This is a genomic window from Maribacter sp. R77961 (assembly GCF_044594925.1).
Lineage (GTDB): Bacteria > Bacteroidota > Bacteroidia > Flavobacteriales > Flavobacteriaceae > Maribacter.
Window position 1 is genome coordinate 3,617,277 of record NZ_CP138991.1, and the last position, 23,326, is coordinate 3,640,602.

20 protein-coding genes are annotated in these 23,326 nt (G+C 37.5%); 12 read left to right on the top strand and 8 right to left on the bottom strand.

Translation table 11 applies throughout. The features are described 5' to 3' along the window. The first annotated feature begins 69 nt into the window (after window positions 1-69). A complete protein-coding gene (locus tag SJY09_RS15655; protein ID WP_396636641.1) occupies window positions 70-603 on the top strand; it encodes a hypothetical protein in 534 nt (177 codons plus the stop codon). Between the two features lie 71 nt (window positions 604-674). After that, window positions 675-1,124 carry a hypothetical protein gene (locus SJY09_RS15660; RefSeq protein WP_396636642.1) on the top strand — a complete coding sequence of 150 codons (450 nt, stop codon included), beginning with the start codon at window positions 675-677 and terminating at the stop codon, window positions 1,122-1,124. Here SJY09_RS15660 and SJY09_RS15665 read toward each other — a convergent pair. The 6 genes from SJY09_RS15665 to SJY09_RS15690 all read right to left on the bottom strand — a co-directional run bounded on the left by SJY09_RS15665 (window position 1,121) and on the right by SJY09_RS15690 (window position 8,304). Continuing rightward, on the bottom strand, window positions 1,121-2,098 hold the full coding sequence (locus tag SJY09_RS15665; protein ID WP_396636643.1) for an acyl transferase: 978 nt from the start codon (window positions 2,096-2,098) through the stop codon (window positions 1,121-1,123). The two genes, SJY09_RS15660 and SJY09_RS15665, sit on opposite strands and share 4 nt — an antisense overlap. Window positions 2,099-2,291: 193 nt before the next feature. After that, window positions 2,292-2,615, bottom strand: a complete 324-nt coding sequence (locus SJY09_RS15670; RefSeq protein ID WP_396636644.1) for a T9SS type A sorting domain-containing protein — start codon at window positions 2,613-2,615, stop codon at window positions 2,292-2,294. A 177-nt stretch (window positions 2,616-2,792) separates the two neighbouring features. Beyond that, entirely contained in the window at window positions 2,793-3,101 is a 309-nt protein-coding gene (locus tag SJY09_RS15675) for a T9SS type A sorting domain-containing protein (protein ID WP_396636645.1), read from the bottom strand. Window positions 3,102-3,312: 211 nt separating this feature from the next. After that, the gene (locus tag SJY09_RS15680; RefSeq protein ID WP_396636646.1) at window positions 3,313-3,831 is read right to left on the bottom strand and encodes a hypothetical protein; all 519 of its coding nucleotides are present in this window, start codon (window positions 3,829-3,831) and stop codon (window positions 3,313-3,315) included. A gap of 142 nt (window positions 3,832-3,973) precedes the next feature. Next, window positions 3,974-6,811 (bottom strand): TonB-dependent receptor domain-containing protein, encoded by a 2,838-nt coding sequence (locus SJY09_RS15685; protein WP_396636647.1) that lies wholly within the window; start codon window positions 6,809-6,811, stop codon window positions 3,974-3,976. Window positions 6,812-6,912: 101 nt separating this feature from the next. After that, window positions 6,913-8,304, bottom strand: coding sequence for a thrombospondin type 3 repeat-containing protein (locus SJY09_RS15690; protein WP_396636648.1), 1,392 nt, complete (start codon window positions 8,302-8,304; stop codon window positions 6,913-6,915). A 213-nt stretch (window positions 8,305-8,517) separates the two neighbouring features. Here SJY09_RS15690 and SJY09_RS15695 point away from each other — a divergent pair, with 213 nt between their 5' ends. From SJY09_RS15695 to SJY09_RS15715, 5 genes are all read left to right on the top strand, one after another. After that, on the top strand, window positions 8,518-9,204 hold the full coding sequence (locus tag SJY09_RS15695; RefSeq protein ID WP_396636649.1) for a response regulator transcription factor: 687 nt from the start codon (window positions 8,518-8,520) through the stop codon (window positions 9,202-9,204). Window positions 9,205-9,320: 116 nt separating this feature from the next. Beyond that, a complete protein-coding gene (locus SJY09_RS15700; protein WP_396636650.1) occupies window positions 9,321-10,268 on the top strand; it encodes a sensor histidine kinase in 948 nt (315 codons plus the stop codon). A 50-nt stretch (window positions 10,269-10,318) separates the two neighbouring features. Beyond that, window positions 10,319-10,987, top strand: a complete 669-nt coding sequence (trmB, locus tag SJY09_RS15705) for a tRNA (guanosine(46)-N7)-methyltransferase TrmB (RefSeq protein ID WP_396636651.1) — start codon at window positions 10,319-10,321, stop codon at window positions 10,985-10,987. A 4-nt stretch (window positions 10,988-10,991) separates the two neighbouring features. Next, the gene (locus SJY09_RS15710) at window positions 10,992-11,624 is read left to right on the top strand and encodes a LysE family transporter (RefSeq protein ID WP_396636652.1); all 633 of its coding nucleotides are present in this window, start codon (window positions 10,992-10,994) and stop codon (window positions 11,622-11,624) included. A 7-nt stretch (window positions 11,625-11,631) separates the two neighbouring features. After that, window positions 11,632-11,973, top strand: coding sequence for an MGMT family protein (locus tag SJY09_RS15715; RefSeq protein WP_396636653.1), 342 nt, complete (start codon window positions 11,632-11,634; stop codon window positions 11,971-11,973). A gap of 9 nt (window positions 11,974-11,982) precedes the next feature. On the opposite strand, the gene SJY09_RS15720 is transcribed toward SJY09_RS15715, so the two are convergent. Beyond that, window positions 11,983-13,329, bottom strand: coding sequence for a sensor histidine kinase (locus SJY09_RS15720; RefSeq protein WP_396636654.1), 1,347 nt, complete (start codon window positions 13,327-13,329; stop codon window positions 11,983-11,985). Next, window positions 13,329-14,693 (bottom strand): sigma-54-dependent transcriptional regulator, encoded by a 1,365-nt coding sequence (locus SJY09_RS15725; RefSeq protein WP_396636655.1) that lies wholly within the window; start codon window positions 14,691-14,693, stop codon window positions 13,329-13,331. Before SJY09_RS15725 ends, SJY09_RS15720 begins: the two co-directional genes overlap by 1 nt. Before the next feature lie 203 nt (window positions 14,694-14,896). On the opposite strand from SJY09_RS15725, the gene SJY09_RS15730 reads away from it, so the two are divergent. The 5 genes from SJY09_RS15730 to SJY09_RS15750 all read left to right on the top strand — a co-directional run bounded on the left by SJY09_RS15730 (window position 14,897) and on the right by SJY09_RS15750 (window position 23,324). Further along, window positions 14,897-16,243, top strand: a complete 1,347-nt coding sequence (locus tag SJY09_RS15730; protein WP_396636656.1) for a TolC family protein — start codon at window positions 14,897-14,899, stop codon at window positions 16,241-16,243. Window positions 16,244-16,297: 54 nt separating this feature from the next. Beyond that, on the top strand, window positions 16,298-17,548 hold the full coding sequence (locus SJY09_RS15735; RefSeq protein WP_396636657.1) for an efflux RND transporter periplasmic adaptor subunit: 1,251 nt from the start codon (window positions 16,298-16,300) through the stop codon (window positions 17,546-17,548). A gap of 143 nt (window positions 17,549-17,691) precedes the next feature. Continuing rightward, entirely contained in the window at window positions 17,692-18,387 is a 696-nt protein-coding gene (locus SJY09_RS15740; protein ID WP_396636658.1) for an ABC transporter ATP-binding protein, read from the top strand. Window positions 18,388-18,521: 134 nt separating this feature from the next. Then, a complete protein-coding gene (locus SJY09_RS15745) occupies window positions 18,522-20,900 on the top strand; it encodes an ABC transporter permease (protein WP_396636659.1) in 2,379 nt (792 codons plus the stop codon). A gap of 24 nt (window positions 20,901-20,924) precedes the next feature. Then, window positions 20,925-23,324: an ABC transporter permease gene (locus SJY09_RS15750; RefSeq protein ID WP_396636660.1), complete on the top strand. Its 2,400-nt coding sequence runs from the start codon at window positions 20,925-20,927 to the stop codon at window positions 23,322-23,324. Window positions 23,325-23,326: the final 2 nt, after the last annotated feature.

The following is a 23,326-nucleotide window of genomic DNA, read 5'->3' on the forward strand; positions in this document are numbered from 1 at the left end:
TCTTATTAGATTTGAGTTTTATCCAATAATTGTAGTGTAATAACGTTGGTGTAATACAAAACAATTTTCATGCTTCGCAAAACGCTATGTATTTTTTTAACGGCCCTAACACTTTATGGTTGTGATAAACTCGACGAACTTACCAAATTTGATATAGAATACAGTCAAAGAGCTACAATACCCTCTTCAACGGGAATAGACTTGCCCATTGATGTATTTACCCCGGAAACGGAGACAGATTCGGAGTCGGAATTTGAAGTCAACGATACTAGAAAGGATTTAATAGAAGAAATTAAGCTAACTCAATTAGAGCTGGTAATCATTTCCCCTGACGGAGCGGATTTTAGTTTCTTAGAATCTATTTCCGTTTTTATTTCGGCAGAGGGCTTAGAAGAGATTCAAATTGCCTCACAAACTAGTGTGCCAGAAAATACTAGTAATAGACTTGTTTTAGACACCTCCGATATGGATTTGAAAGAATACATAAAGAAAGACAGATTTAGCCTACGTCTTAATACCGTTACGGATGAACTGATAAGTACAGATCATGAATTGGAGGTGAATTCCACATTTTTCGTAGATGCTAAAATTTTAGGACTATAGAATCCTGGTTCATCTTAACGCAACTAATTGCCCTTTCTTGTATCTTAATAGTGCAGTTCAAAGGTTGTTCTATGAAAAATATCATTCTACTTATTGTTATATGCATTGGCCTTTTCTCATGTACCAGTTCAGAGGATTTAGAAACTGGTGAGGTAGATTTACTTTATGCAGTGCAGAAATGGCAATTGATACGTATGTCCGGAAGTTTTGAAAACTCAGAGTCAACAGGTTCAAATATGGAATGGCAAGAGTTCTACGTGTTTAATCCTGCGGGTTCTTTCGTTAAAAAAAGAGAAAGAGACGGGATTGTTTCTGAAGCTACAGGAACATTTATTTTAGCAGAATACGATAATGATGACATGGATTATCTAGAACTAACGTATACGAGTGGAGAGAACCTTATAGGTAGTTGCAATGGGGATAGAACGGAAATTCTTGTTTTTCGCTCTGTCAACGATTTATCGAACACTTGGCAGGCATGCGACGGACCAGGTTTGGATTATGTTCGTGTAGCGGATTAAAGCGCCATTAAATTACAACCCCTTATATCTGAGTGGTCAAAACGCCCAAGAATTTCAAAAGTCCCATTGGAAAAAGTTTTTCCTAAATCTTGGGTGGCTATGAAGGAACAAGAATTTAGATTCGCCAAATCTATAATATTCAGCCCGCCGGTTTTCTCGTAGCCATTTATAGTAAGGGCGTCCTCGGTATCCCTAACCAGCACTTTCATCCATGGCGGACATTCAAAAATGCCGTTTCCTTTAGAATAGGCCTGGGAGAGTAATTCCGTCATGCCGTATTCGGAATGAATTTGATTCACCCCAAACCCTAGCATTAACTTCTCATGAAGTTCTGGTCTTATCATTTCTTTTCGACGTCCCTTCATACCGCCAGTTTCCATGATAATAGTATCTTCAAGTTCTAATTGATATTCTTCCGAGAAGTCTAAAAGCGCAAAAGATACGCCTATTAAAAGCGTTTTTGTACGAGTTTTTTTTAGCTCTTCTAAAGTTTCTTTTAGCAGCTGAAAATCATTTAAAAAGAATCCACTTTTAGGATGTTTGGATTCTTTGATAAGGTCATCTACCATATATATTAGTGAGGAGCCCTCTCTTTCTAAATAAGAGGGTAGTAAAGCAAGGATACAAAACTCATCCGGTTGTCCGTAGAATTGCTCAAAAGCATAACGGTAGCTTTGCGTATAAAGATTTAAATCGGTAACAAAGTGTTTGCTTGTTGAGGAACCTGTGGTGCCACTACTGGTAAAAGTTATTTTTGGAGATTCCGTTGTACTTAATATTTTCTTTTCTTTAAAAAATTGAATGGGTAAAAACGGAATTTGATCTAGCCTCGTAACCCTTTCAGGATGTACCTTTAAATGCTTACAAAATTCTTGATAAACAGAGTTGTTGGCGTATTGATGTCTAAATACCGATAGCGCAACGGATAAAAATTCGCTTTTAGATGTAATAGTGAAAATATGCTCGTGGGTCATCGGTAATACCTGTTGTAGCAAAGGTACTGAAGGGAACGAAACCAATGTTAGAAATATATACGGAATCTGGAAATGTTATAGCCAATAATTAGGCAGCTTTACTCGATAATCGAGATTTATGATACTCCGACGCTTGCGTTGTAATAAATATTGGCTTTCCTTCAAATACCTCGCGGGCTTGCCATAGGGTAATTTACTTTACGACCAACTTCCGGTTTATAGATTTGTTGTTCTCTGTAACCTGCACCACATATACGCCTGGTGCAAGACGTGAGATGTTTAGAGCTTTGTTTGGAATTCTATCTGTGAGAACCAGTTCACCAAAAACATCGTAAACTTTTATCTCTTTACTATTATTACGCTCCGTGGTTACGTAAACTATATCTGCAGTGGCAGGATTAGGATAAAGTTTAAATCCTGTAATCTCGTCGTTCTTGAGATTTCTAAAATCTATGGAATCTTGACCATAAGTAGTCAGAGAAAAACCTATTAAAAGGATAGTGTAGATTATTTTCATTTGGTATTGATTTGGGATCAACACGGTAAAAGTAATCCTAAGCTAGATGAACTGCACAAAAATGTTGTGAAAGCTAATAATTTGTAGGTCAATTAAATACGAGTGGTAATTGGTCGATTTTTTTGACGGATAATCGATGTTCAGGAAACTGAAGGCGGTGACTGTAACGATGTTTATTTACTTGATAACAAGCTTGCGTGTAGCCATTTTATCCTTTTCAAATACGCGTAGTACATAAACTCCGGCGTCTAAATCAGTAAGTCGTAACTCCTTTCCAAGGATAGTAGTTTTCAAAACCAAAGTTCCGAGAACGTCATAAATTAGAATCTCCTTTGGACTATTGTTGGCGGTAGAAATATAAACCTTACCATTGGTAACCGGGTTAGGGTACATATGAAAATCATCAATATCCCCAGTGTTTCCGGTACTTTGACCGTAACTAAAGGATATAAATAAGAAAAAAATGATGAGGTAAAGGTGCTTCATATATAGCTGGTTACAAATGCTATGCCACAAATATAGGAATTTAACACTCTCTTGTGTTTTTGTAAGAGGAGATATTGTGAAAAGATCGTTGAAATACATAAAGATCGATGAAATGCACAATTTATGACGTCAACTACCAATTTTATTAGGGTTTAGTTGGTAGGTAGTCTATTATTGTAAGAACGATTTTAAATAAAAAATAAGTGTTGAATTAATCGTGAAGATTAAAATAATCTACCAACTGATCAAAATCTCTATAATCTAAAGTTCCAGTAGGGATATCTCTAATTTTAGAAATATTTAAGCCTAGAATTGACAGGTTTTTAAGTTCGAAACTTGAATCAAAATAGTCGGTTCCGTCGGCATTTTCAATATAAATGGTATAGTTTATTTCCTCAAGGTTGTTTCCTCCTTCGTAGGATATACGATAATCTCTCTCCAAATCGATATAGGCTAAAGGTTTCATTTTATTTAAATTGGGCTCTTTAAAAAATAGAGATATAGAGTGAATTTCATTAAAATCGATTTCTAGATCAAAGTCTTTTAATCTAATTGTAAATTGCAATGAATCTTTTACGGTTTGTGTTCCTAAAGGAATTAGAAATGCATCATCATTAGATATCGGTGTTAATATTTCATAATATGTAGACTCGTCAACATTTTCTTGTTTTGAGCAAGACGCTATAATGACCATAATAAAGCTAGCTAAAAGAAAAGTACTTTTTTTCATTATAGAAATATTTAAGATTTTTATTAAAGTAAGATATAATCCTACATCTATTATGAACTAAATGTTATCAAATGGTTATCGGCTTTAAGAATAAAAAAAGCCCGCAAATTACGGACTTTTTGATAATAAAAAGATTGCGTTTTCAAAATTGATAGCTATAGCCTAGTGAAATCGCCTGTCCCGGATACCTCGATGAAAACAATTGATCTTCTGCACCAAAAGATTGATATACGCTTTCAATATCATCGTTAAGGATATTTTCAAATCTTAAGGAAAGTTTGCTATTTTTTTCTTTTCCGAATTCCTTACTAAGATTCAACTTCAAGTTGTGAAAGGGTAAGGTGTAGACATCGGGAATATCGCCATTACCAACGATTTCTAAGGTTTTACCTTGCACGTTGTAGACTATGCCACCTTGCCAACCGTTATCATTATTGTCGTAATTGAATCCAACATTGAGTAGCAAAGGTGATTGGCCCTGTAATTCTCTATTATCCGCAAGTGTTTCTCCTTCTCTTAAATTATCGCGCCTAGCTGCTTCCTCATCTTCACTAAATGTTTGCTGTGACTCTATAATTGAGATGTTTGCGTTAAATGAAAAATTTTGCCATCCTGGAATGAAGCCCATATTTCTTCTAAATTCTAATTCTCCACCCAAAACTGTCGCATCTCCTAAATTTAATGGGATAAACTGGCCTCTGGCCTCTCGGATAAATGTAAGTTCAATAGGGTCTTTGAAGGTTTTAGCAAAAGCACTGATAGCAAAAAAATTGGTTCTTTCTCCGTAGGACTCAAAACGCAAATCAAAATTATTGATATAAGTGGGCTGTATATCTATATTACCTATAAAGAATGTACTTGATACCGGATCAAAAATTTGAGCATTTGATGCCTCTTTGAAAGAAGGCCTCGCCGTTGTACTAGAAAATGATGCTCTCACTTTTTTACTTGCCTCTTCATTTAGTTCATAAATGAAATTGGCAGAAGGGAAAAAGTCAGCCTTATCCAAAATAGTTTCATTTTCCAGAACCACGCCGTCCTGATTTTCCCCAGAATAGATTAAATCGAATTTTTCGAACCTTAAGCCGAGGATCGCGTTGAAACGATCAGAAAATTTGAACTCATCAGCTATGTAACCGGCACCAACTGTAATTTCAGAATTAAATGAATCTGAAATATTGGAATCACGTCTAACGAAAGTTCCTTCGCCAGTACTTGGATTATAAATATTTTCTGGTGCCAAAACTTGATCAGCATCACCTCCAAAATTTAATGTAAAGTTGCCTTGTCTTGATTGTACTGGGTGCGAAAACTGATCAACAACAAAATCTCTCTCTTTTAAGGTATAAGCACCACCAAATTTGAACTTGGCATCTTTTCCAAATAATTGATGTTTTCGGGTCAAATCCAATTTACCTGCGATATTTAACTCTTCCAAGTCTCGCCATATTCTACTTGGGTCACCTGACTCACTAGGTGAAATTGAAAAATTACCGGTTTCTTCATTAAACCTAAAAGGGGTTGTTCTAAAGTCCTTGTCGTATATTTTGGAAAATGTAGGTGCTAATTTCCAGGAAACTTTCCACGACCCGTCTTCATTGGCATGTTCTCCGTTGAGTAAAACGTTGGTAATAGAACGTTGGGTATAGGTGAGAACATCTTTAAAGATAGTATTGGAGTTTACGTTAAAATTCTCTTGTCTAATGTAAGATGCACTTGATTCACCGTTTTGTATGTGAAGCACATTTAATTTGTATTTAGACGTAAGGCCTTTTAGGGAAACACCTGCCAAGCCGCTTATCAAAACATTGTTGACACCTAAATTACCGGATTGTGTTCTATCGTCTATTAACTCAAGGACAGATCTGTCTTGGTCTTGTTTCCTAAATACTTGCCCGTTTACGATGCCCTCGTAAAATTCAGTGCTATTTTTATAGGATAAAGAAGCAAGGTAGCCAATCTTTTTACTTCCATCGTCATTCAAATTATATTGATTTCCGGCAGTGAATCCAATATTAAAATCCATGCCACTTTCTTCTTGTAGCGCTTTTAGGTTGGGCTGAAATAATTGTGTCAATACTCTTGACAAATTTCCATTTTGTTGTGGTAACGGTGTTTCGATTCTTTGGGAAAAAGGCAAATCCCGAAGGCCATCATCGAATCCAAATACATCAGTCCCACTACCTTCATAACTAAGATAATTGTCATTAAAGTGCATGGTGGAATTGTATCCAAGGCCTACTGAAACACTATATTCTGCCCTTGTAGGAAAATCTTTTGTAACGATATCCACAACACCCCCTGTAAAATCTGCTGGCTTATCAGCGGTTGCTGATTTTATTACTATAATGTTATCTAAAATATTGGTTGGAAAAATATCAAGTTGTAAAGTGTTCCTGTCAGGATCTAAACCTGGGACATCTACACCGTTTAGGATAGATTTGGTATAACGATCACCTAAACCACGGACATAAACGAATTTTCCACCTTGAATTGAGACTCCTGGAACTGCTTTTATGGCGCTCGCAATATCGCCTGCACCTGATTTTTTTATACTTTGAATGGAAAGACCATCTAATAATGCTACGGAGTTTTTCTGTAAATTAAGAACAGAGGCTTCCGTGTTTTTTGAAACTGTTGTGGTAACTATTACTTCGTCCAAAGCATTTGCAAGCTGATTTAAAGTTACATCAATGATTTGCTCTGCACCAGGTTGCACAATAACTTCTGAAATTTCTTTGGTTTCATAACCTAAATACGAAAAGACAACAGTGTATGTGCCAGGTTCTACATCCAAGACATACTTGCCGTCAAAGTCAGATGTGGTACCATTTGTTGTTCCTTTGATAAGAATATTCGCGAAAGGCAGAACGTCATTAAATTCACCATCGTTCACTGTTCCAGATATGATACCCTCTTGTGCCAACAAGCTTTGAAAGCAGAAAGTGATTAGTAAAGAGAATAGTAACTTGAGTTTCATAAATAAAATTTATTGAATATGTTTAAAAAGAAATAAATTGCTCGCCTTACAGTTTGCCTGCAGGCGAGCAATTTTAAATATTACTTCATTGTTGGTTTTTCTTAGAAACCTAAATTAGCTTTTGAGTTAGCATACGTCCAAGCAAAGAAAGAAGTATCTGCCCCGGTCGCACCCTCAGTTACAGCAGACGAGAAAGTTGTCGCATCTGTTTCAAAGGTTGTACTGTCCGTAGTATCGTTGAACACCTCATCTGAAGATGTGACACCCTGTGGTAGAACAACTTCCCAGTTAGTAAATACTAGAGTACCTGCCGTATAGTTGGCAGCAACGCCTGCATTGTCCAATTCAACATCAGAAAGTTGTAAATCGGTACCTACACCCGTAAATCCAGTGACTAAAATATTACTGTTTGTACCTTGAGCGTTTGATCTATAGTCAGCAATTTCGCCATTTTCCACATTGTTGCTTAAACCTATTAAGGTAGCGTTTGTTAAGGTGTAACCTCCTTGAAGTGATCCTTCTGGGCCATCAATTTCCAAGGCGTGGTCAGAAATAGCACCCTGAACTACAATAGCGTTATCTATAGTTCCAGAGTATGCTTGATCAATGTCCAGGCCATCGTCACCTTGGGCCCATACAAATAGGTTTGTTGCGTTTACTGTACCTCCGAAGAATTCAATTCCATCATCAACGTTGCCAACAACTTCTACATGATTAATGGTTGTACCTGTACCAACGGCTCCTAGGGTTAACCCGTTAATTTCATTTCCTTCCCCGATCAGAGCACCTCCGTGGCGTATTGATACATATTGAATAGTACCTGAATCGTCAGCTGCATCAGAACCGCCGTATAAACCCTTATCTCCATCCGTGTCTGTTGGTAGTCCTTCAATTTGTGCAGAAGTTGCATCACCATCAAAAGAAGCGGGAGCATTACCTAATACGATTAAGCCACCCCATAGTCCACGGTCATTTTCGGTTAGGTTTGTACCTGCTGTTGAACCAAATGCAATATTATCAGAAGCAGAAGTAAAAACAATTGGTGCAGTTGCAGTGCCTACAGCTTCAATTTTGCTGCCTCGTGTAATTATTAGTGCAGAAGCATTAACTCCAGATCCGGCATTTGCCTTGACAATTACACCTGCCTCTATTGTTAACGTGGCACCACTCGTTACGAATACCCTACCATCAAGGTTGTAGATGTTATCAGCGCTCCAGGTCGTATCAGTAGTTATATCACTATCTACAATAATAGTTCCTCCAGTTGGTGGTGTGGCACTATTGTCAATAGGGTCACAAACATCACCTACGCCATCACCATCGGTATCTTCTTGTCCAGGGTTGGATGCTGCGGGACAGTTATCGATATCGTCGTTCACACCATCATTATCAAAATCTACGCTTTCAACGATAATTGGATCGTTGTCATCATCGCTACAAGCGACGAAAGTAAGCGAGGCAGCTATAGCCATAAAAGAAAATAGTTTTTTCATAACATTTAAAATTTGTGTTTTCATATCTAGTTTAAAAAGTCAAAATTATTCGCTGCAAAGAAAGTAGCATGTTGTAAAAGTGGGGTTACGGCCATGTTAAAACTTTATTTTTTTAGTGTTACCTAAATGTTACTACATTAAATCAATGTTAAGCCATAAGTAGGTATCCGTATTATCTTTACTTTTGATAAAACAACCCTACCAACAAGACCCATGAAAAAGAAAGACATTAAAATACTTTTAGTTGATGACGAACCGGATATACTAGAAATTGTTAGTTATAATTTATCCGCTGAGGGATATGACGTTTTTACGGCAAAAAACGGGGCTGACGGAGTGGCGAAAGCCAAAAAGAAACTTCCCCATTTAATCATCTTGGATGTAATGATGCCAGAGATGGATGGTATTGAAGCCTGTGAGATTATGCGAAAGACCAGTGGTCTCGAAAACGCTATTATTACTTTTTTAACGGCCCGTGGAGAGGATTATTCACAGGTTGCGGGTTTTGATGCAGGTGCAGATGATTATATTACCAAACCAATTAAGCCAAAAGTTTTGGTAAGTAAAGTAAACGCATTGCTTAGAAGACGTTTAAAAGATGAGGACCCTCAAGAAGATATTACCACCGTTGGAGATATCGTCATTAATAGAGAAGAATATAAAATTATTAAGGCAGGTAAGGAAATAATACTCCCTAGAAAAGAATTTGAACTGTTGGCCCTACTTACTTCCAAGCCTAGTAAGGTGTTTAAAAGAGAGGTGATACTAGATAAGGTTTGGGGTAATGAAGTCGTAGTTGGTGGCCGTACCATAGATGTTCATATTCGCAAGCTTAGAGAAAAAATTGGGGAAGACCATTTTAAAACGGTAAAGGGCGTAGGATATAAGTTTGTGCTCTAATGGCGGTAAAATCAAAAAGGTCATATCGTTTCGCTTTTAGGAGTGCAATCTATATCACTTTGATTTTTGTAATTATTTTTGCGTTAGCTTCCAGTTTTTTTGGGGGCTTAAACGTGTTGTTTCTTATCTTTAATACAGTAATTATATTTTTAATTTCCTTTTTTGCACTTCAATATCGAATAGAAAAATTCATTTATAAAAGGATAAAAAAAATCTACGATGACGTAGCATTGTTAGAATCTACCTCACTCACTTCTGACCCAATTACGACAGATATGCGGACCCTGACCGCAGAAATAGAAAAATTTGCCCAGGACAAGAAGATTGAGATAGATACCTTAAAGATCAGGGAGGAGTACAGAAAGGATTTTTTGGGTAATGTTTCCCATGAACTTAAAACACCGCTATTTACGGTACAGGGTTATTTAGAAACGCTACTGGACGGGGCAATAGACGATAAAAGTATTCGTAAAAAATATATATCTAGGGCAAATAAGGCCGTAGACCGACTCATTTATATTGTTAAGGATTTGGATTTGATAACAAAGTTGGAAGTTGGCGACCTAAACTTAGAGAAGCAAGATTTTAATGTTATAGATTTAATTCAAAGCGTTTTCGACCTTTTAGAAATGAAGGCGGCCAAGAAAAATATAATACTCACTTTTGATATCGCTTACGAAGAGCCGATTATGGTCAATGCCGATATGGAAAAGATTCAACAAGTACTTACCAATCTTTTGGTAAATTCCATTAAATATGGCAATGATAACGGTACTACCGAAGTAAGCGTCGAGGACTTAATTAAGAATAAGGTTATTATACGAATTACCGATAATGGAGAAGGGATTCCTAAACAACATATACCAAGACTATTTGAACGTTTTTATAGAGTAGATCAAAGTGGAAGTAGGCGTGAAGGTGGCTCTGGTTTGGGGCTTGCTATAGTGAAACACGTAATAGAGGCACACGAAGAGAAAATATATGTAGAAAGTGCTCCAGATGTCGGTTCGGAGTTTTCATTTACATTGGAGAAGAGTGCCAAAGAAAATACAACTACGGAATAAGTCGCTACCCTTGTAATTTTCTTAGCTTTGCGGTCTTATAGCGTAATACAGTGGGAAGTAAGAATAAGCTTAAAAGATTTAAGGAAAACGATACCTTTAAAAATGTTGTTCAGCCTACAAGGGAAGAAGTTCAAGAAGGTTTTGCGTTAAAGGGAAAATGGGAAGAACATTTTGGTAACACAAATCCAATTATATTGGAATTAGGTTGCGGAAAAGGGGAATATACCGTAGGTCTAGCCAAACAGAATCCCAATAAAAATTTCATTGGAATAGATATTAAGGGAGCTCGTTTTTGGAGAGGTGCAAAAACCGCCTTAGAAGAAGGCTTGGGTAATGTGGCGTTCTTAAGAACACAAATAGAATTAGTAGACTTCTTGTTCAATGAAAATGAGGTTTCTGAAATTTGGATAACTTTTCCAGACCCGCAAATAAAGTATAAGCGTACAAAACACCGTATGACCAATGAGGTGTTCCTGAACAAATACAATAAAATCTTACGGCCTAATGGTCTGGTTCATTTAAAAACGGACAGTGAGTTTATGCATGGTTATACATTAGGACTTTTACACGGTCTACGGCATGAGATTATCTATGCCAATCATGATGTTTATAAAAATGAGGGTAGCCCAAAAGAAGTTTTGGATATACAAACATTCTATGAAAATCAGTACCTTGAGAAAGGGAAAGCCATTACCTACATCCAATTTAGGATAAACTAGTTTTATGCAACAACTTGGAATTTTACTGGTATTCACTTTTAGTGCCGCATTCTTTGCGTCCCTGCCTCCTGGGTTGTTAAATATGAATGCAGCTAAGACCAGTGTAGAGAAGGGAAAGGCCAATGGTGTTATTTTTGGTTTGGGCGTTGCTGTTATGGTAATGTTACAGACTTATTTGGCCGTTAGAATAGCCAAATACTTATTGCGAAATCCTGATGTAATAGGAATGCTACTTAAAATTGCGTTGGCAGTATTCGCAGTTTTAGCCGTGTTCTTTTTCGTCAAAGCAAAAAAATTAGATAGTCAACCTTTAGAAATAGTGGCAAGCAAAAAGCGGAATAGCTTTTCAAAAGGGCTTTTTTTAGCGGCCATTAACTTGCTTACCATACCATTTTATAGTGGTCTAAATACCATTTTTCATGCTCAAGGGTTCATGGATTACAGCGTTATAGATGAGGTCGTATTTATTTTGGCTGCCGGTGGGGGCACTTTTTTGGCCATGTATCTCTATGTTTTTTATTTCAATAAGATGGAGCGTAAAACAAATCGATTCTCCAAAAACAGCAACTATATTTTAAGTGTGCTTATGGTGGTGCTATTTATCATTACCAGTATAAGACTGTTCAACCAAAGTTAAAAGTAGCATGAAAGGCGATACTAAGAATTTTTTTGAAAAGGTGTATGAGGTAGCGGAACAGATACCTTATGGAAGGGTTACGTCATATGGTGCAATAGCAAAGTACTTAGGGGCTGCTAGTAGCGCTAGAATGGTGGGTTGGGCAATGAACGGAGCTGGTAATATGGAAAACGTACCAGCACATAGAGTGGTGAACAAAGCCGGGTTGCTTACGGGGAAACATCATTTTGAAGGTACAAACCTTATGCAGCAATTACTAGAGGGCGAAGGTGTTGAGGTTATAGAAAATCAAATACAAAACTTAGAAAAGTACTTCTGGGATCCTTGGAAAGAGTTAGGAGAAGGCTAAGCTTTACTATCAATCAAAGGTTAAAGTAAACTGTGTATTTTCATTAGACACAACCCGTATCCTACCGCCATGAAGTCTCATAATTTGTTTGGATAAACTTAAGCCAATACCGGTTCCGGTATTTTTGGTGGTAAAGAAAGGAACAAAGATTTCATCCATCAACTCGGGTGGTATTCCTGGGCCGTTATCCCAGACTTGAATATATTTTTTATCAAGCTCATTGATTCCAGCCTTAAATCTAATGATAGCATTTTCTTGACCTTCTAACGATTGTTTTGCGTTCTTTCCTAAATTCAATAAAACTTGGGTTATCTGTTTTTGGTCAATAAACAACTCAAGATTATCTGGTGCTATTATAATTTCGATAGCAACCTTTAGAGTTTCGGCCTGTTCATCCAACAATACCTTAACACGCTCTAAGAGCTGATCCGCAGGAATAAGACTACGGTCCGGTTCTGGAACACTAAGAAAAGTTCTATAACTCTGTACAAAGCTCATTAAATCTTTTCCCTGTTCCTTTATGACTTCCAAACCCTTTGCGGTATTGTTGATTTGGTCAATATTGAAAGCTCCTGGAGTTGTAAGTTCTTTTCCTTTTTTAAAATATTGTAATATGGATTCTGATATGGATGTAATGGGTGTTATGGTATTCATAATTTCATGGGTCAGCACACGTATTAATTTAACCCAGGAATCGGTTTCTTTTTCATCTAATTCCTTATTAATGTCATGCGCAACTACCAATAATAACTGTTGTTCTTCTATAGTAATTGGAGTACATTTTAAGCTAAGCTCCCGTTTTCCTCTCTCATTTCCCAAGGAAAAAGTGGTGTTGTCAAAAGGTTTTAAATCTTTAAAAAGACCGTAAAGTTTATGGTCTACCTGATTTAGTTGTTTAACATGGTTTAAAGGTCTGTAATTCAGTAAGTCTTGGACTGTGGGGTTAGCATAGAGAATATGACCTTTAGGGTTTATGGTGAATATTCCTATATCTGCTTGCCGCAGAATTTCCTGATAGTACTGTTCTTGTGCTTGTTTCTTTAAGTGAATGTCCTGTATCATGCTGTTCAACATGTTTAGGCTATGATTTAATTCTTCTAAAGATTTGACACTTAATTTTTCAGGAAAACGTAGGGTAAAATCTTCATTTTTTATGGCATCGAAAAAATAGGCGATTTTACGATTGGTTTGGTTAACGTAGTTAATAAGAGCATAGGTAAGGCCAATTAAAATAAGCGCACCTATAGCACCAGTAATATACTGGTCGTTAAAGAAAAAATAGGTAGTAATTACGACCACTAGTACAATCAGGATAATTCTAAAGACCAATTGTAAATAAATGTTTCTACTTACCATTATTTACTTGATTTTTTAAGTTTATTATATAAAGTCTGTCTAGAAATACCCAGCTGCTCGGCTGCTGCGCTATAATTACCATTGTTCTTATGAAGCGCATTCGTAATCATAAGTAGCTCCATTTCTTCTAGGGTATTGGGTTCGTTTTCTATTTGGGTACTACCTTTTACCTCCAATAAAAAGTCCGTTGGTTTAAGTACGTTACCCTCTGAAAGTATTACGGCACGCTCCATGGTGTGCAATAATTCCCTTACGTTCCCTGGCCAATTGTAAGCCATTAGTTTTTCTTGTGCAGCTTGATTTATTTTAAGTCCTTGCTTACCATATTTGTTAACGAATTTAGTAAGGTAGAAGTCAGCCAGTACAAGAATATCCTCATCTCTTTCTCGTAGGGGCGGTACATTAACCCTTATGGTATTTATGCGATAAAGTAAATCCTCCCTAAAAAGACCATCTACCACCATTTTATCCAGATTGCAATTTGTGGCACAGATAAGTCTAATATTAACCCCAATTGGTTTGTTGGACCCCACACGAACAATTACCCTATTCTGTATGGCGGATAATAGCTTCGCTTGCGTCTGTAGGGATAGGTTCCCTATTTCGTCTAGAAAAAGAGTGCCCCCGTTCGCGGCTTCAAATTTACCGGCTCGGTCTTCTTTTGCGTCTGTAAAGGAGCCTTTAACATGACCAAATAGCTCACTTTCGAATAGATTTTCAGAAATAGAACCCATGTCCACAGAAATAAAAACTTCATTATTTCTAGCGGAAGACTTATGTAATTCCCTGGCTATAAGTTCTTTGCCAGTTCCGTTTTCTCCAGTGACCAATACGTTCACGTCCGTTTTGGCAACTTTTTGAACTAATGTTAATACAGCGTTCAACGCTTTGGAATCACCAACAATATGATTTTTATTTTGATTGATTACCTGCTTTAGGTTCGTCTCCTTTTGTTTAAGTTGACTTACCTCCTTTTTTGATTTTCTAAGTTCATACGCGGATTTAACTGTAACTAACAGTCTTTCGTTGTTCCATGGTTTTAAGATGAAATCAGATGCACCTTCCTTTAGTGCTTCCACCGCTAAATCTATTGCGCCATAAGCGGTCATCATTATTACAGAAATAGATGGTGATTTTTTCTTGATTTCACGTAGCCAATAAAGACCTTCGTTACCGGTATTCACCCCTGCGGAAAAATTCATATCCAACAGTATAATATCCAAATCGCCAAAATCGGGAAAGGATGAAATTTGGTTGGGATTGGATATGGTTTGAACACTTTTGTATTCGAACTGTAATAGAATTTCTAAGGCGCTTAAAACACTCTTATTATCGTCAATGACCAGAATCTTGGCGTCAATCATATAAGTACTTTTAAAAGAAGTGTTAAAGCTACAAATTGAAATCAACAACTATAATATACCTGTCCAAAATTTTGACAATATCTGTAAAACTATTTTACACTAAATATGTTTTACATTTTTTAGCACATATGTAAGTATATGATATTCAGTATTTTGTATTTATGGCACATATATAGCAAAGCTTTTGGCATACCAATAGTAATATGAACTTAAAAATTAAAATAACACTAATTTTCTTCTTAGCCTTAGTGCTGAAAAGTGTTGCGCAGACTAGCTGGACTTTAGAAGAATGTATTGAGCATGCATTGGAGCATAACCTGCTTTTAAAGGACTTTCAATATAATAACGACGCAAACAAGGAAGATTACAGACAATCTATTCGTAATCTTTTACCTGAAATTAATGCAGGGTCTAATTATCAAGTAAATTCTGGTAGAGCGGAAGATCCTAATACGGGGACCTTTGTAGTACAAGATTTCTTCTCTAACAACTATTCGATCCAGTCGAATATTGATTTATTTCAAGGCTTTCAAAAAGTAAATTCAATTAAGGCGTCAAAGTTTTTGTACCAGGCTGCTAAGGAAGAGCGCACACAACAGCGCTATCTTTTAGCATTTAGAGTTATGCAAGCGTTCAACAATATTCGCTTTTTTCAAGGGCTGGTGGCCATAGCTACGGAACAGGTAAATGTTTCCAAAACAAACTTTAAGCTGGTCGAGAAACAGATAGAATTAGGGCTCATGGCCGGTGCCGATAGGTATGAGGCCAAATCTGCTTTACTATCCGATGAATTGAATCTCACACAGAGCATAAACCAATTGGCAGCTGCGAAATTGGCTTTAATTCAAGAAATGAACTTGGAAGATACTTCGGATATTGAAATAGTTGCGGACCTCGAAGTCGGTAATAAGAATGCTATGAGTTCAGAAATACAATCCGACACCATTTATGCCAAGGCACGTGAATTTCTACCATTGATCAAAGCTCAGGAATTAAGGGCGCAAGCGGCTAAGAAGCAAGTAGGTGTCGCCAGAGGAAGGTTATATCCTTCTCTATCTTTATTTGCAGGCATGGGAACAGGTTATTTTGAAACATTTAGAGACAGTTTGGGTAATACATTGCCTTTTCGTGAGCAGTTTAGGGATAACTTTTCTAGATTTTATGGACTAAGTCTCAATGTGCCAATCAGTAATGGATGGTCTGCGAGGTCCAGGGTTAAACAGGCTAAGATTGAAAAACTTAGACAGGAAAATAATTTGGAAGTGCAGGAACAAGTGCTTTTTCAGACCATTCAAGAACTAGTACAAGAGCATAATGCGCTAAAGGTAGAGAAAGGTCAGAGTGATCAAAACGTGGAAGCACAGCGAATGGCTTTTACCGTAGCTCAAAAGCGTTTTGAAAATGGAATGATTAACGGCATTGAATTATTGACCGCGAAAAATCTTTTCGCCAGTGCCCAAAATGAAAACTTACAAGTAACCCTGCGCTCGGAAATAAATAGAAGTACTTTAGATTTTTATCGGGGCCTTCCGGTATTTAATATAAACTAGAAACATAAATAGAATTTCCTTTTTTGGGATTGAAACTAAAGAATAATAATAAAGATGGATATTAAAATAGAAAAGAAGAAAGGTTTACGTCCAAAACATTACGGGTATATCGGTATAGGTATATTGGTGCTTTTTGTAGGGTATCAACTCCTTTTTGCGAACTCGGTTTCTACATTTAGAACAGAAAAGGATAAACTTTCCATAGCTGATGTCTATCAAGGTAAGTTTGACGATTATATTACAATTAACGGAAATGTTGCACCTATTACCACGATATATATGGATGCTTATGAAGGTGGTCGTGTTACGGAAAAATTAATCGAGGAGGGTGCTACCGTTAAAAAAGGTGATATTATCCTAAAGTTGGAGAATATGAACCTCTATGAGCAAATACTGGCAAGTGAAAGTAATTTGGCTTTAAAACAGAATGATTTACGTTCTACTAAATTAACCTTTGATTCGCGTCAAGTGGAAGGTCGCAGATCTCTAGCCACCGCTAGTACGGATTTACAGCGCTTAAAGCGAAATTATGAACAGAACAGTGCTTTATATAAAGAAGAATTAATCTCAAAGGAGGTTTATCAATTATCAAAGGAAAATTATGAACTTTCCCAGAAACAGTATGATATTGTTAAGTTACAGACGGAACAGGACGATGAGTTAAGAAAAACATCTTTGACAGGACTGGATGCCGATTTGGCACGTATGCAGAAAACATTGGGAATGGTGTACCAACGCTTAGACCATTTAAACGTAAGGGCCCCGTCAGATGGTCAGTTAGGGTTTTTAGATGCAGAAATAGGACAAAATATTTCACAAGGTCAAAGAATAGGCCAAATAAACGTACTAACAGATTATAAGATCGAGGCAGATATAGATGAGCATTATATTGATCGTGTGCAGCGAGATTTAGTGGCGGTATTAGAGCGTAATGGAACGGACTATCCGTTGAGATTAAGAAAAGTATACCCGGAAGTACGTAATGGTAGGTTTAGAGTTGACTTGGTCTTTACAGGAGATAAGCCCGAAACTATTAGAGCTGGGCAAAGTTATAATATAAAACTTCAATTAGGGGAATCTAGCGATGCCTTGTTGTTACCTAAGGGAAGCTTCTTTCAGAGTACTGGTGGCCAATGGATTTTTGTAGTAGGGCCAGATGGCGATGAAGCTATAAAACGTCCTATTCGAATCGGCAAGCAAAACTCCCGGTATTACGAGGTTTTGGAAGGGCTTGATGCCGGTGAAAAAGTAATTACGAGCAACTACGATAGCTTTGGTGAAGCAGAAAGAATAGTACTGAAGTAAAATTTTCTTCTCTACTAATAAGGGGCATTGAGGGAGGTGTTCTTAAAAAATAAATTACTAAGCTCCTATCAGGAAAAGGTTCAGGTAAATGAATTGTATAGTACTTAGGATAAACAGAAATAAAACAAGCAAATAATCGAGAAATGATAACAATCCAAAATTTAAAAAAGAGTTTCAGGACCGAGGAAGTAGAAACCTTGGCTTTGAACAATGTAAATCTAAAGGTAGAAGACGGTGAGTTCGTCGCCATCATGGGACCATCAGGTTGTGGTAAATCTACCCTATTGAATATTATCGGAATGTTGGACAATCCAACGGAGGGTAGTTACAATTTTGCAGGCAATGAAGTTGGCGGTTTAAAGGAAAGCCAACGTACGCAACTGCGTAAAGGTAATCTAGGTTTTGTATTCCAAAGTTTTAATCTTATCGATGAATTAACGGTATATGAAAATGTAGAATTACCACTTATTTATTTGAAAATGGGTAAGGCAGAGCGCAAGGAAAAAGTAATGAAGGTATTGGAGCGAATGAAAATTGCCCATAGGGAAAAGCATTTTCCACAACAATTATCTGGTGGTCAACAACAACGTGTGGCTATTTCCAGAGCGGTTGTGACCAATCCAAAATTAATATTGGCAGATGAGCCAACCGGTAATCTGGATTCCAAGAACGGTATCGAGGTAATGAACTTGCTGACCGAGCTAAACCAGGAAGGAACCACTATTGTAATGGTAACACACTCGGATAGGGATTCGCATTATGCGCACAGGGTAGTGAATTTATTCGACGGTCAAATTGTAACGGAAAGCCAAAATAGGGCCATAGGAGCAACGGTCTAATCAGCCATAGAAATTGCATCTGTAAGTCATCAAGGAGTTTATTCATCAATCAAGACTATTTTTTAATAATCATCGATCAAAACTAGTAATCATCCGTGCCAAGCACGGTTGAACTATCCGTAAAATAAATAATCATGTTCAAAAACTACCTAAAAATTGCTTGGAGAAGCCTTTGGAAAAACAAAGGGTACAGCGCATTGAATATTTTTGGATTGGCCATAGGAATTACCTGTGCCTGTCTCATATTGCTTTGGGTTGAAGATGAGGTAAATTATGACAGTGTTTTTCCAAAACAAGACTTACTTTATTACGTGCCCACCAACCAAACTTTTGAAGGAGAAGTATATACTTATAACGTTACCCCTGGACCGCTTGCCAAAGATTTAAAAGAAGAAGTGCCTGGAATTGCAAAATCTGCCGCAACATTTGGGGAGAAGATGCTGCTCACAAACGGGGAAACGGGAATCAACAGATTTGGAAGGTACGTGCAACCTGATTTTCTCGATATGTTCAGTTTAGAATTTTTGGAAGGAGAAAAGGACAAAGCGCTTTCAAACCCTGACGGAATTGTGTTGGCACAGAAAACCGCAATAGCGCTTTTCGGTACCGATAAAAACGTCTTGAATAAAGTACTACAATTGAATAGTGAGTTTTCCTTTACCGTAACGGGTATCATTCGAGATTTGCCAAGCACGACTACCTATAAATTTGATTGGCTTATACCCTTTCAGCGTTTCCAATTGGGACAAGAAAATATGGCTTGGGCCGAACAATATGGTGGAAATTTTGCTGATACTTTCGTAGAACTTACTCCAAATACCGACTTTAAAACAGTAGATACCAAGGTCAGGAAAATGATAGCTTCCAAAATAGAATATGCTACGGAAGTTCCAAATGAGGCGTTTTTACATTCAATTAAGGATTGGCATCTACGTTCCGAGTTTAAAGAAGGGAAAATTGTTGGAGGCAAGGTTACTTTGGTAAAGTCGCTGGCCTTCATTGCTTTGATTATTCTTGTGATTGCCTGTATCAATTTCATGAACCTCTCAACCGCTAGAAGTGGTAAACGGGCCAATGAAGTTGGTGTGCGAAAAGTATTAGGATCTAGTAAAAAAAGATTAGTAGGTCAGTTTTTAACGGAGTCTATGATTTTATCCGCTATGTCGGCGATATTAAGTGTTGTTCTTGTAGTGTTATTACTCCCGTCCTTCAACACTTTGGTAGAAAAACAGATTGAACTGAGACTGTCTGAACCTATTCATATACTATCACTTTTAGGTATTACGTTAATTTGTGGTCTTTTAGCGGGCTGGTATCCTTCGCTATATCTTTCCTCTTTCAGACCGGCCCACGTGCTTAAGGGGGTCGATAAAAATCAAGGTAGCGCAACAATTATTAGAAAAGGTCTTGTAGTTGCTCAGTTTGCGGTTTCCATAGTTTTTATCATTTCCAGTGTCATTATCTATCAACAAATACAGCATGTTAAAGCTAGGGATGTTGGCTACGATAAAGGAAGTTTATTAAATGTGTCTGTTACCGGGAATATGATTGATAAGTTTCTCCCTATCAAACAGGATATGATTGCTACAGGTACTGTAAAGGATGTAGCATTGACCAATACAAATATGCTTTCGAGTGGGAATAATGGTCCGGGGCTTAGTTGGCAAGGCGGACAGGACACTGAGGATGTGCTTGTCAGATTCAGATATGTAAGCCCAAATTATTTTGATACAGTTGGGTTAAATTTATTGGAAGGGCATGGTTTTAATAGTGATAATGCCGTAGATAGCACGAATGTGATTATAACCCAATCCTTCGCTAAAATGATGGGTGATGGCAGTGCTCTTGGTAAGACTATCACGCGTAGCAATACTGAATACAATGTGATTGGTATCGTAAACGACTACCTCTATGGTGACATGTATGGCAATGGGAAAACGGGTCCGGTAATGTTTTTAAATTATCCAAATTTTGCCAGTACCATGTATGTAAACATAAAACCCAAATCATCTAGAACCGATGCGCTGGCAGCTATCAAGAATGTTTTGAAAAAATATAACCCTGCATTTCCATTTGAATATCGTTTTGAAAACGACCTTTTCAATTCTAGGTTCAGAAACGAAGAATTGGTCGGGGAGCTAGCCAAGATATTTGCTCTTCTTGCCATTATTATTTCATGTTTGGGCTTATTTGGTCTGGCAGCTTACACGGCAGAGCAACGAAAAAAAGAAATTGGGGTAAGAAAGGTATTGGGGTCTAGTGTTTCAGGTATTGTTCGGTTACTATCAAAAGACTTTATGCGTCTGGTACTGATTGCCTTATTTATCGCGATCCCTTTAGCGTGGTGGTTTATGAATCAATGGTTAGAAAGTTTTGCCTATAAGGTCACCATTGATTTATGGGTCTTTGCACTTGCTGGACTTATAGCAATAAGTATCGCATTGTTTACGGTAAGCTTTCAGGCCTTAAAAGCTGCAATAGCTAACCCGGTAAAAAGCCTGCGGACGGAATAACATCAATCATTAAAAACGAAAACTATGTTTAAAAATTATCTAAAAATCGCCTGGAGGAACCTAGGTAAGAACAAAGGGTATTCTGCAATTAATATCGGTGGTCTTGCCATAGGTATGACTTGTTTCTTGCTTATAGCGATGTTCATAAAAAACGAACTGTCCTATGATACGTACCACGAGAAAGCAGATAATATTTATAGGATAGTTCATCATGGTAGTGAGGATAATCTAGAGGACAGATGGGTTTGGGGGAATGCTCCCGTAGGGCCAGCATTAAAAGCAGATTTTTCTGAGGTCATAGAAAAAGTACAGTTCTCTGGAAGGTCAGATGTTCTATTGGAATATAATGAACGTTCGTTTCAGGAAGGAAATACTTTTTACGTAGATGAAACAGTTTTTAAGGTATTTAGTTGGCCTTTATTGGCCGGTAATCCGGAAACAGCATTAAAAGCCCCTTATTCTATAGTACTTACCGAAAGTACCGCAAAAAAGTACTTTGGAAAAGAAGATCCTATCGGTAAAACAATGGATGGTAACGGTGGTAGAGCTAATGACGGTATTTATACTGTTACAGGAGTAATGAAGGATGTTCCTGCTAATTCACATTTTTCGTTTGATGCGCTCATGTCCATGAGTTCTTTTTACCAAACAAGACCTGAGATTTTTGAAGCTTGGGGCTACGTAGATTTTTATACATATTTTTTGGTTACGGATAACTTTGACCAACAGGCTTTTCAGGCTAAAATGCCAGAGTTCTTAAAAAGAAATAGACCGGCAGAGAATGCTGAATATTACTATGATCTTTCTTTTGAACCTTTAAAAGATGCCTATCTAAATTCTGAAGCTGCAAGACAACCTGGAATAACGGGTAGTCTATCCAATATCTACATATTTGCCATAATAGGGCTGTTTATTTTGATTATTGCTTGTATTAATTTTATGAATTTGGCTACAGCTCGTTCTTTGGAAAGAGCAAAAGAAGTTGGCGTTAGAAAGGTGATTGGAGCGGACAAACAAGGATTGCGGTATCAATTTCTTGGAGAGTCGATGCTTATGGTATTCATAGCCTCCTTGATCGGGTTGGCATTAGTTGTCATCTGTCTCCCTGCCATGAGGCAAATCACGGGAAAACTATTCTTAAGTAATGAGATTTTTAACAGTACTACATTATTGGTCTATTTTGGAATGGCTTTGATAACTGGTGTTTTGGCCGGTTCCTACCCAGCATTTATATTGTCAAACTTTAAGCCTTCAAGTGTTTTAAAAGGTGTGTTCAGGACCTCTCAAAAAGGAAACAGCCTTAGAAAGGGCTTGGTCATTTTTCAATTCAGTCTTTCTATTGCACTGATTGCAAGTACGGTAATCGTGTATTTTCAATTAGGTTTTATGTTGGACAAGAATTTAGGGTTCGATAGAGAGCAGCAACTAGTGATTGACTTCAACTGGGACGGTCAGGTACTGGATAATATGGAAACGATTAAAAGGGAGTTCATGAATCTGCCCGAAGTGGTTTCGGTTGCTGGCTCGCGAACGGTACCGGGCGGTCACTTTCCTGCTGCAGGAACAGAAATAGAAACCTCTGAAGGAAAGATGGAGCACTTTGAGCCCTTTTTATATGAAATCGATTTTGATTTTATTCCCCATTATGAGATTGAAGTAGTGGCGGGAAGGCCTTACTCCAGGGAGTTTGTTACGGACTCTCTTTCCGCAATGGTGGTCAACGAGTCTGCAGCAAGAAGCTTTGGATACGCAGACCCTTCGGATATCATAGGTAAAAGTTTTGAGCAATGGGGACGAGAGGGGAAAATAGTTGGTGTGGTTAAGGATTTCAACTATTTATCACTTCATCAACAAGTGGCGCCTTTAACCTTGCGTTACTCGCAATTTGGAAAGTACCTGTCAATAAAGATCAAATCTGCCAATATGCAACAGGCCATAACTAATATTGAGCGCAAGTGGTCAGAAATTGCGCCTCACCGTCCTTTCCTTTATAGTTTTTTGGATGAGTCCTTCAATACACAGTACGAAGCAGATTTCAAGTTTAAAAATCTGTTTACTATTTTCTCATTTTTAGCTATTCTAATTGCCTGTTTAGGACTTTTGGGCTTAGCAACCTATAGTGCAGTACAACGAACAAAAGAGATAGGAGTGCGTAAAGTTCTAGGCGCAGAGGTTTCAAGCATTGTAACGTTGCTATCTAAAGATTTTATGAAATTAGTCTTGATTGCCATATTAATTGCAACTCCGTTTTCTTGGTACGCTATGAATAAATGGTTAAACGTGTATGCTTATCAAGTAGAGATAAGTTGGTGGGTTTTTGCGCTGTCGGGAGGTATTGCCCTTGCTATTGCCGTAGCTACAGTAAGCTTTCATGCCATTAAAGCGGCAAGGGCAAATCCGGTAAAAAGCTTGCGAACAGAATAATT

What these genes read in the sequence shown, in the direction of transcription:
- SJY09_RS15655 (WP_396636641.1), top strand. Translation starts at nt 70, where the DNA reads ATGCTTCGCAAAACGCTATGTATTTTTTTAACGGCCCTAACACTTTAT.
- SJY09_RS15660 (WP_396636642.1), top strand. Translation starts at nt 675, where the DNA reads ATGAAAAATATCATTCTACTTATTGTTATATGCATTGGCCTTTTCTCA.
- SJY09_RS15665 (WP_396636643.1), bottom strand. Translation starts at nt 2,098, where the DNA reads ATGACCCACGAGCATATTTTCACTATTACATCTAAAAGCGAATTTTTA.
- SJY09_RS15670 (WP_396636644.1), bottom strand. Translation starts at nt 2,615, where the DNA reads ATGAAAATAATCTACACTATCCTTTTAATAGGTTTTTCTCTGACTACT.
- SJY09_RS15675 (WP_396636645.1), bottom strand. Translation starts at nt 3,101, where the DNA reads ATGAAGCACCTTTACCTCATCATTTTTTTCTTATTTATATCCTTTAGT.
- SJY09_RS15680 (WP_396636646.1), bottom strand. Translation starts at nt 3,831, where the DNA reads ATGAAAAAAAGTACTTTTCTTTTAGCTAGCTTTATTATGGTCATTATA.
- SJY09_RS15685 (WP_396636647.1), bottom strand. Translation starts at nt 6,811, where the DNA reads ATGAAACTCAAGTTACTATTCTCTTTACTAATCACTTTCTGCTTTCAA.
- SJY09_RS15690 (WP_396636648.1), bottom strand. Translation starts at nt 8,304, where the DNA reads ATGAAAAAACTATTTTCTTTTATGGCTATAGCTGCCTCGCTTACTTTC.
- SJY09_RS15695 (WP_396636649.1), top strand. Translation starts at nt 8,518, where the DNA reads ATGAAAAAGAAAGACATTAAAATACTTTTAGTTGATGACGAACCGGAT.
- SJY09_RS15710 (WP_396636652.1), top strand. Translation starts at nt 10,992, where the DNA reads ATGCAACAACTTGGAATTTTACTGGTATTCACTTTTAGTGCCGCATTC.
- SJY09_RS15715 (WP_396636653.1), top strand. Translation starts at nt 11,632, where the DNA reads ATGAAAGGCGATACTAAGAATTTTTTTGAAAAGGTGTATGAGGTAGCG.
- SJY09_RS15720 (WP_396636654.1), bottom strand. Translation starts at nt 13,329, where the DNA reads ATGGTAAGTAGAAACATTTATTTACAATTGGTCTTTAGAATTATCCTG.
- SJY09_RS15725 (WP_396636655.1), bottom strand. Translation starts at nt 14,693, where the DNA reads ATGATTGACGCCAAGATTCTGGTCATTGACGATAATAAGAGTGTTTTA.
- SJY09_RS15730 (WP_396636656.1), top strand. Translation starts at nt 14,897, where the DNA reads ATGAACTTAAAAATTAAAATAACACTAATTTTCTTCTTAGCCTTAGTG.
- SJY09_RS15735 (WP_396636657.1), top strand. Translation starts at nt 16,298, where the DNA reads ATGGATATTAAAATAGAAAAGAAGAAAGGTTTACGTCCAAAACATTAC.
- SJY09_RS15740 (WP_396636658.1), top strand. Translation starts at nt 17,692, where the DNA reads ATGATAACAATCCAAAATTTAAAAAAGAGTTTCAGGACCGAGGAAGTA.
- SJY09_RS15745 (WP_396636659.1), top strand. Translation starts at nt 18,522, where the DNA reads ATGTTCAAAAACTACCTAAAAATTGCTTGGAGAAGCCTTTGGAAAAAC.
- SJY09_RS15750 (WP_396636660.1), top strand. Translation starts at nt 20,925, where the DNA reads ATGTTTAAAAATTATCTAAAAATCGCCTGGAGGAACCTAGGTAAGAAC.